This window comes from Leptolyngbya cf. ectocarpi LEGE 11479, assembly GCF_015207065.1.
GTDB lineage: Bacteria > Cyanobacteriota > Cyanobacteriia > Phormidesmidales > Phormidesmidaceae > Leptothoe > Leptothoe ectocarpi.
Map to the genome: position 1 here is coordinate 1 of NZ_JADEXP010000331.1, position 7,160 is coordinate 7,160.

General features: G+C 48.5%; 7 protein-coding genes. 5 read left to right on the forward strand and 2 right to left on the reverse strand.

Translation table 11 applies throughout. The features are described 5' to 3' along the window. Positions 1-41 precede the first annotated feature (41 nt). From IQ260_RS24675 to IQ260_RS24685, 3 genes are all read left to right on the forward strand, one after another. Positions 42-2,090 (forward strand): PAS domain-containing sensor histidine kinase, encoded by a 2,049-nt coding sequence (locus IQ260_RS24675; protein ID WP_193995735.1) that lies wholly within the window; start codon positions 42-44, stop codon positions 2,088-2,090. A 52-nt stretch (positions 2,091-2,142) separates the two neighbouring features. Then, positions 2,143-3,513, forward strand: coding sequence for a PAS domain-containing protein (locus tag IQ260_RS24680; protein WP_193995736.1), 1,371 nt, complete (start codon positions 2,143-2,145; stop codon positions 3,511-3,513). A gap of 153 nt (positions 3,514-3,666) precedes the next feature. Further along, the gene (locus IQ260_RS24685) at positions 3,667-4,308 is read left to right on the forward strand and encodes a GIY-YIG nuclease family protein (RefSeq protein WP_193995737.1); all 642 of its coding nucleotides are present in this window, start codon (positions 3,667-3,669) and stop codon (positions 4,306-4,308) included. Between the two features lie 70 nt (positions 4,309-4,378). Here the strand turns inward: IQ260_RS24685 and IQ260_RS24690 are convergent, their stop codons facing one another. Continuing rightward, positions 4,379-4,774 (reverse strand): ribosomal maturation YjgA family protein, encoded by a 396-nt coding sequence (locus IQ260_RS24690; RefSeq protein WP_193995738.1) that lies wholly within the window; start codon positions 4,772-4,774, stop codon positions 4,379-4,381. A 176-nt stretch (positions 4,775-4,950) separates the two neighbouring features. On the opposite strand from IQ260_RS24690, the gene IQ260_RS24695 reads away from it, so the two are divergent. Both IQ260_RS24695 and IQ260_RS24700 read left to right on the forward strand, forming a co-directional pair. Beyond that, positions 4,951-5,784, forward strand: coding sequence for a nucleotidyltransferase family protein (locus IQ260_RS24695; RefSeq protein ID WP_193995739.1), 834 nt, complete (start codon positions 4,951-4,953; stop codon positions 5,782-5,784). 85 nt (positions 5,785-5,869) lie between these two features. Further along, positions 5,870-6,451, forward strand: coding sequence for a Uma2 family endonuclease (locus IQ260_RS24700; RefSeq protein WP_193995740.1), 582 nt, complete (start codon positions 5,870-5,872; stop codon positions 6,449-6,451). A gap of 298 nt (positions 6,452-6,749) precedes the next feature. Here the strand turns inward: IQ260_RS24700 and IQ260_RS31925 are convergent, their stop codons facing one another. Further along, complete coding sequence (locus IQ260_RS31925) at positions 6,750-7,001, reverse strand: TRADD-N-associated membrane domain-containing protein (RefSeq protein ID WP_407657755.1); 252 nt, start codon at positions 6,999-7,001, stop codon at positions 6,750-6,752. Positions 7,002-7,160 lie beyond the last annotated feature (159 nt).

The following is a 7,160-nucleotide window of genomic DNA, read 5'->3' on the forward strand; positions in this document are numbered from 1 at the left end:
AATCGGCCCCCTTCCCCGCCCCAGGGAGGAGACTTATAAGCATGACGCTATATTTGGATATTTTTGGTCATAAATTTGAACAGGCCCAACAACGCTTAGCCGGGTTAGCGCAGCAAACCGAACAGGAAAATGTGCCCAAAGGCATCCTGAACCAGGCCCTAACGGAACTTGCCAATGCCCTGGAAGAGGTCCATGTTCTTTCAGAAGAGCTGTCTGAGCATCACGATCAGTTACAAATGGCCCAGATTTCCCTGGCTGCAGAGCGTCAGCAATATTTTGACCTATTTGATCTAGCCCCCGATGGCTACATCGTTACCGATACCCAGGGGATGATCGAGCAAATCAATCAGACAGCGGCCATCCTGCTGGGTCGACGTCAGTCGCTCCTCATGGGGAAACCCTTAGGGGCGATGATTGCGCAAAGTGATAGCCGTAGATTTTATACATTACTAGGTCAATTACAACAGGGCGAGGCCTTCCAGGCTCTTGATCTATGTTTGCAGTCCTATCCAAGACAATCTGTGCAGGCGTCTTTTACCATTGCTCCTGTTTGTGACCATCAGGCTCAGCTGGTGGGGTTTCGCTGGTTGTTTCGCGATCTGACCCAGCAGCGTCAAACTGCCATCGCCCTGGCAGAAAGTGAGGCCCAATATCGGGCCATTGTGGAAGACCAGACCGAGCTAATTTGCCGTTCGCTGGCCGATACTCGATTAACCTTTGTCAATCAGGCATTTTGTCACTATTTTGACTGTTCCAGCGAGTCGCTGATGGGTAAGAGTTTCTTTGACCTGATTATAGATGCCGATCAAGATAGGATCATGCAGCAGCTGGCTGTCCTCGATCGCACTAATCCTGTGATTACCCTTGAGCATCGCGTTGTCTTGCCCGATGGTCAGCTGCGTTGGCAGTCATGGGTCCATCGAGCTTTGTTTGACGATCAGGGTGACTTTTTTCAATTTCAGTCAGCGGGTCGTGATATTACCGCCCAAAAGCAGACTGAGCAGGCCCTGCAACATCGCGAAGCGCAGCTGCGCCTAGTGACCGACTCGTTGCCCGTACTGCTGGCCTATGTCAATGCCAAGCAGCAGGTGGTCTATGCCAATCGCACCCATGAGCATTGGTTAGGCATACCCAGCACAGACATGGTGGAGCTTTATCTGTGGGAGGCGCTAGGGCCAGATGTCTATCGACAGATCAGACTACCCATAGAAGATGTATTATCGGGTGATTATGTCAGCTTTGAACAGGAAGTGACGTTGCCCCATCAGGCCCCGTTGTGGATCCATGCTACGTTGGTACCGGATCGAGCCAGCGACGGTCAGGTGAGTGGATTTTTTGTATTGGTGAACGATATTAGCGATCGCAAAGCGATTGAATATCAAAAAGAGCAGCTGATCTCCATTGTTAGTCACGAACTGCGCACGCCGTTAACGTCTATTCATGGCGCTCTAAGGTTGCTCACCCGTGGGGCTTTCGATCCGCTCTCTACAGAGGGCCAAACGCTTCTGAGCGTGGCCGATAGAAGTACTGAACGCATGGTGAGATTAGTCGATGACTTGCTCGATATGCAACAAATTAAGCTGGGCAAGCTATCGCTTACCCCCAGCTCCTGCCAGGTCACTGATTTGATTCAGAGCGCCATTGATACGCTCCAGACTATTGCCCAGGAACATCACATCACCCTGGCGACGATTCCCTGTGACCTCTCTGTATGGGCGGATTGCGATCGCATTGTTCAAGTGCTCGTCAACCTAATTGGCAATGCGATTAAATTCTCACCAGCCGGTAAAACCGTCGTGATTAAAGCAGGAAAAGCCGTAAACCCTTATCTGCCCCCCTCCTCACCCCATGTCAGATTTCAAGTGTGTGATCAGGGGCAAGGTATACCGACCGATCAGTTAGACCGTATCTTTGACTTGTTTTATCAAGTAGACATGTCTGATCCTCGACATCGGGGCGGCACAGGATTAGGTCTAGCCATTTGTCGCGGTATCATTGAGCAGCATGGAGGCACCCTGCAAGTAGAGAGTACTTTAGGAGAGGGCACTACTCTCTCGTTTACATTGCCCCACAAAGGCTACCAACCGTAATAACTGTCATAAGAACGCCCCTTTTTTGACCAGAACAGTCCCCTAAGTAAAGATGACATTACATCTAGATATTTTTAGCCGTCAGTTTGAACAGGCCCAACAACAGTTAACCCAGCTGTTACAGCAAGCCGCACAAGACGATGCGCCTCAATCTCTCCTCACCCAGGCTCTAGATGAACTGACCAATGCCTTAGAAGAAGCCCATGTGCTCTCAGAAGAACTGGCTGAGCAGTATAACCAGCTGCAAGCTGCTCAGATGACCCTCACCACAGAACGTCAGCAGTACTTTGAACTATTTGACCTGGCCCCCGATGGCTATATCATCACCAATGTCCAAGGGATGATCGAGAAAATCAACCAGACTGCAGTAACTCTACTCAACCGACATCAGCATTCATCCGTGGGCAAACCCTTAGCCGTCATGGTGGCCCAAGCCGATATTCATAAATTTTATACATTGCTCAATCGATTGCAGCAAGGCGAAACCTTTCAGGATTTTAGCCTGCGTTTGCAACCCTACCAAAAGTCATCCCTATATGCGTCTTTCACCATTGCCCCCATGCGGGATTATCAGTCCCAGCTGGTAGGATTTCGCTGGTTGTTTCGCGACCTTAGCCAACAGCGTCGGGCCACCATTGCTTTGGAAGAGAGCGAGACCCAGTATCGAGCCATTGTTGAAAACCAGACTGAGTTAGTTTGCCGTTTTTTAGCAGATGGTCGGCTAACCTTTGTCAATCAAGCATTTTGTCAGTATTTTGACTGCTCCTCGGAATCTGTGATCGGCGAAAACTTTTTTAACCTAATCGGCGAAACATCCCAAGAAACGATCCTGCAGCAATTAGCGATCCTTGATCGACTTGATCGAGACCACCCCGTCGTCACCTTTGACCATCGAGTTGCCCTATCCGATGGTCAAGTCCGTTGGCAGCAGTGGGTGCATCGAGCCCTGTTTGACCGCAGCGGTGACTTTTTTCAATTTCAGTCAGCCGGACGCGATATCACCGATCAAAAACGAGCTGAGGAAGTTTTGCAACAACGTGAAGCTCAACTCTGTCTAGTCACCGATGTCCTGCCAATACTGGTAACTTACATTAATGCGAAACAGCAGGTGATCCATGCCAATCGCACCCATAAGCATTGGCTAGGAAAATCCCGAGGAGATATCGTCGGCCATTACCTGTGGGATGTGTTGGGACCCAGTGCATATCAACAGGTCAGAGTTGCGGTTGAAGCAGCCCTATCAGGTGAGCGGGTTGCCTTTGAACAAGCCGTAACATTATCACATCGGCCTTCGTTTCAAGTCAGTGTCACCCTAGTGCCTGATCAGCCCGAACCAGGGCATGTCAATGGATTTTTTGCGCTGGTTGAAAGACTTGACTTGGCTGTTCAAGAGAGTGGCGCCAACAGGAGCCATTCTCCATAGTCTGGTGTCTGTTGCGAAAGAAGCCACTAAAAAACTGAGCGAATGGTGTCTAAAGCCTGGTTTTATGTTGTTTTCTTACAGTCTAGACACCGTCCTGGTTTCCTAGGAAGGATTTTGTCATAATTCAAGACGCCTATCACTGGAGCTAAACAGGTGAGCCCTGAAACCTCAGACCCCATCGAGCATCAGAATGTCCCCCAGGCCCATCGCGGTCTGCACGACTTTTTGTATAGTTCAACCGATGAACATTCAGTCGAGCCGACGGTTGCACCTGCCGTAGAATCAGCCGTTGATACGCCCCTAGCTATTTCAGACTGGTGTGAGCAAGCACAAACTGCAAAAGTTGCGGGTGTTTATGCTGTGCTCAATAGTACTGGGCAAACTCAATTTATTGGCTATTCTCGGAATGTGGCTCTGTCTTTACGCAGTCATGTGACCCAAAAAGGAGACGATGTCTGTGCCATGGTCACCGTGCAGCCATTTAAGTTTCCCAAACGAGATGCCATGGAAAAGCTACGGGATGAGTGGATCGCTGCACTGCCAAGTCCACCTCCTGGAAATTTAGATGGCACCTGGGCCAAGTCCATTAAAGAGGCCGCTACCCAGGTAATGTCAACAGCAGAGCGAGAAACCTACGAAGAGAAAAAGCTAAAGCTTCGTCGTGCCATGGCAGATGGTTCATTGCAGGCAGGGGAAAAAACTCAGGCAAATCAACGGCAGGACCTAGCGGCAGCCATGAATGATGATAATTGGAGCGCTGTGATTCGGGAGCAAACCCAAGAAACGCAGTCCTGATATATCCACAGCGCCCACAGCGCCCACAGCGCCCATAACGCAACCATGGAGAATGGTAAAGCGGTGTTTGTTATCGACTGGAACACCGCCATTTTTCTATACTGGGTCCGATAAACTGTTCGCATCCTAACGTCATTACAATACCCAAGGTATAGGCAATAAAGTCTTCCCAGGAAAACGAGGTGCCAATCACGGTTCTAGCTAGTCGATGCGAGCCTAGGCCTAGGATTTCGACAATCTTAAAGTATTGCAAAATCTCCACTAGAAAGGAGAATAGTAAAACACCAATGGCTGTGTTAATGATTGAGTACTTAAAGAACGTGCGGACAAAGGTATAAATGAGGATAACAACAAGAAAATCACCCATGTAAGGCCGGACAAAATCATCCTTAACAAAGACGCCAATATAAATCTCTGTGATTAATAAAAGTACAGTCCAGTAAAAGTAATATGCGTTAAATCTCATGGGTATCTAGCAGCATTGAAGAACTCACAGGATAAATACGGTAAATAGGGCGACGATTCCAGAAGTAGCTCTGGTATTCGGTCGGAGACTCTGTATATATTGCGTAAATTTTTCTCGGGGTTCTTTATGGTCTCTTATTGTGGTGAGGTACGTTTGAGTTTAGCGCTCCCTTGACCATGGCAGCATCCTACGATTCCTTACATGCCCAGAAAATCATTGGCCTGCTCCCGGCGGCTGGCCAGGGCAGCCGCATTAGTCCTTTGCCCATGAGTAAAGAGCTTTTCCCTATTGGGTTCCAAGATCTGGCGGATCAGGGGTTGCGGCCAAAGGTGGCTTGTCAGTATTTGCTAGAAGCCATGGGGAGAGCTGGGGTACAAGAGACCTTTATGATTTTGCGACCGGGGAAATGGGATATTCCAGCCTACTTGGGGGATGGCTCCCAGCTTAATATGAGGCTGGCCTACCTCACTGTCCATGTGCCCTTTGGAGTCCCTTTTAGCCTTAATCAGGCCTATCCCTTTGTTAAGGATGCCATTATTGCCATGGGCTTTCCCGATATTTTGTTTAGCCCTGTTGATGCCTATACTCAGCTGATTGAACGCTTAACCAGCACTCAAGCGGATGTGGTGCTGGGGCTGTTCCCCACCGATCAGCCTGAAAATGTTGGTCTGGTTGATTTTGATGCGGATGGCGTGGTGTCGGGCATCTATGAAAAGTCTCAGCTCACGCATCTGCAGTATATGTGGGCCATTGCCGTTTGGCGACCTAGATTTACGGAATTTCTGCATCAGTTTGTTGAGGCCAAGCTGAGAGCGCTGATTGGAACTCGGTCGCCGGTATTGATCAAGGAGATGCCAGCCTATACGGAGACACCCATTGGGGATGTGATTGGAGGTGCGATCGCAAACAACCTACGAGTAGAAGCCATCCCCTTTGAAACCGGTCATTACCTGGACATCGGCACCCCCGAAAGTCTGGTCAATGCCGTCTATCATTACGACAAGCCCTGAAATACCGCTCCGCTGATGCCCTCAGGCAGTCAAGCCAGCGGTCTGTTAGCATGTTAATCACTCCTTCAAAGGCAATCGACAGGCCATGGTGCAGCTCAAACCGCGATTTCAAACGTTTGAAGACTACCTTGCCTATGACGACAACAGCGATAGGCTATATGAACTCTTTAACGGAGAATTAGTTGAGGTGCCACCGGAATCCGGTTTCAATGTTGAAATTGCCACCCTGTTACTGATCCAACTGGCGGCAAAGGTAGGTCATCGTAGGGTTCGGGGGCATGGGTTGGAGCTGGAGGTGCGTGGAGAACCTAAGAACCGATACCCTGATTTAACCATCATCCGATCAGAACACATCGAACAGCTCAAGCAGCGCAATACTATTCGGCTATCTATGGCTCCACCTGTATTGGTAGTTGAAGTGGTTAGCCCTGGCGCACTTCAACGGGATCGTGACTACATTGCCAAACGAAACCAGTACGAAGATATTGGTATTCTAGAATATTGGATTGTGAACCCCCAAGAACAGACAATTCTGGTGTTGGAATGGGCCGATGGCGGTTATGGTGAAGGCACAACACTCAGGGGAGATGATCGTCTCTCCTCATCTAATTTAGGTACTCTGTTGCTAACGGTTGAACAGCTCTTTAGCCTTGACTCTACTGAGTAGAAGCTATTGTATTATGGCTATTCCAAGGAAGTATTTTCCTTTACGGAGATATCGATTGGAGGGAGGGTGCGATCTCAAATAATCTCCGCGTAGAAGCCACCCCCTTTGAAATCGGTCATTATCTAGATATCGATACGCCCAAAAATCTAGTTAATGCCGTCTATCATTACGACAAACCGCGATCGGTCTCCAGAAAAGTAAATCTGTGGCCTAAGATCAGCAGCGTTGGTCTAAACCATATTAGTCTGGTTAATTTTAATGCGGGTGACGTGATGTTGGAATTGTTATTCAGTAAGCTCTAAGTATGGTCAGATTCATCTGGTAGCTCACTATTGATTCGATTTGTCAGTTTGTCTAATCGATCATTTGCATCTTGCGTTAGTTTAAACCAGCAAATGCTAGATGTAATACCTCCAGTAGTGGAGGTTACAAAGCCTTCGGATACTTTGCCGGATAAGAGAAGAGCCCCTCCAGCTACTGTGGTAGCAATTGACATGAGAAGGGCTATGTTGAAGCTGACTTTCGCCTGTCTTAATCTTTCTTTAACAATACTCCGGACAGAATTAGGAGACTAGCACCCCATAGTCACAAAGACTTGGAAAGTTGGGATGTGATTTAATCAAAGTCTCGTCTAAGTCTAAGTTTCGAATAAACCTGTCAATCAGATGCTGATTGAGTTTACGACGTTTGTAGGAGGCCATGGAAAAGA

Excerpts from the sequence above, each read along its gene's own strand:
- IQ260_RS24675 (WP_193995735.1), top strand. The coding sequence starts at position 42 with ATGACGCTATATTTGGATATTTTTGGTCATAAATTTGAACAGGCCCAA.
- IQ260_RS24680 (WP_193995736.1), top strand. The coding sequence starts at position 2,143 with ATGACATTACATCTAGATATTTTTAGCCGTCAGTTTGAACAGGCCCAA.
- IQ260_RS24690 (WP_193995738.1), bottom strand. The coding sequence starts at position 4,774 with ATGAGATTTAACGCATATTACTTTTACTGGACTGTACTTTTATTAATC.
- IQ260_RS24695 (WP_193995739.1), top strand. The coding sequence starts at position 4,951 with ATGGCAGCATCCTACGATTCCTTACATGCCCAGAAAATCATTGGCCTG.
- IQ260_RS24700 (WP_193995740.1), top strand. The coding sequence starts at position 5,870 with ATGGTGCAGCTCAAACCGCGATTTCAAACGTTTGAAGACTACCTTGCC.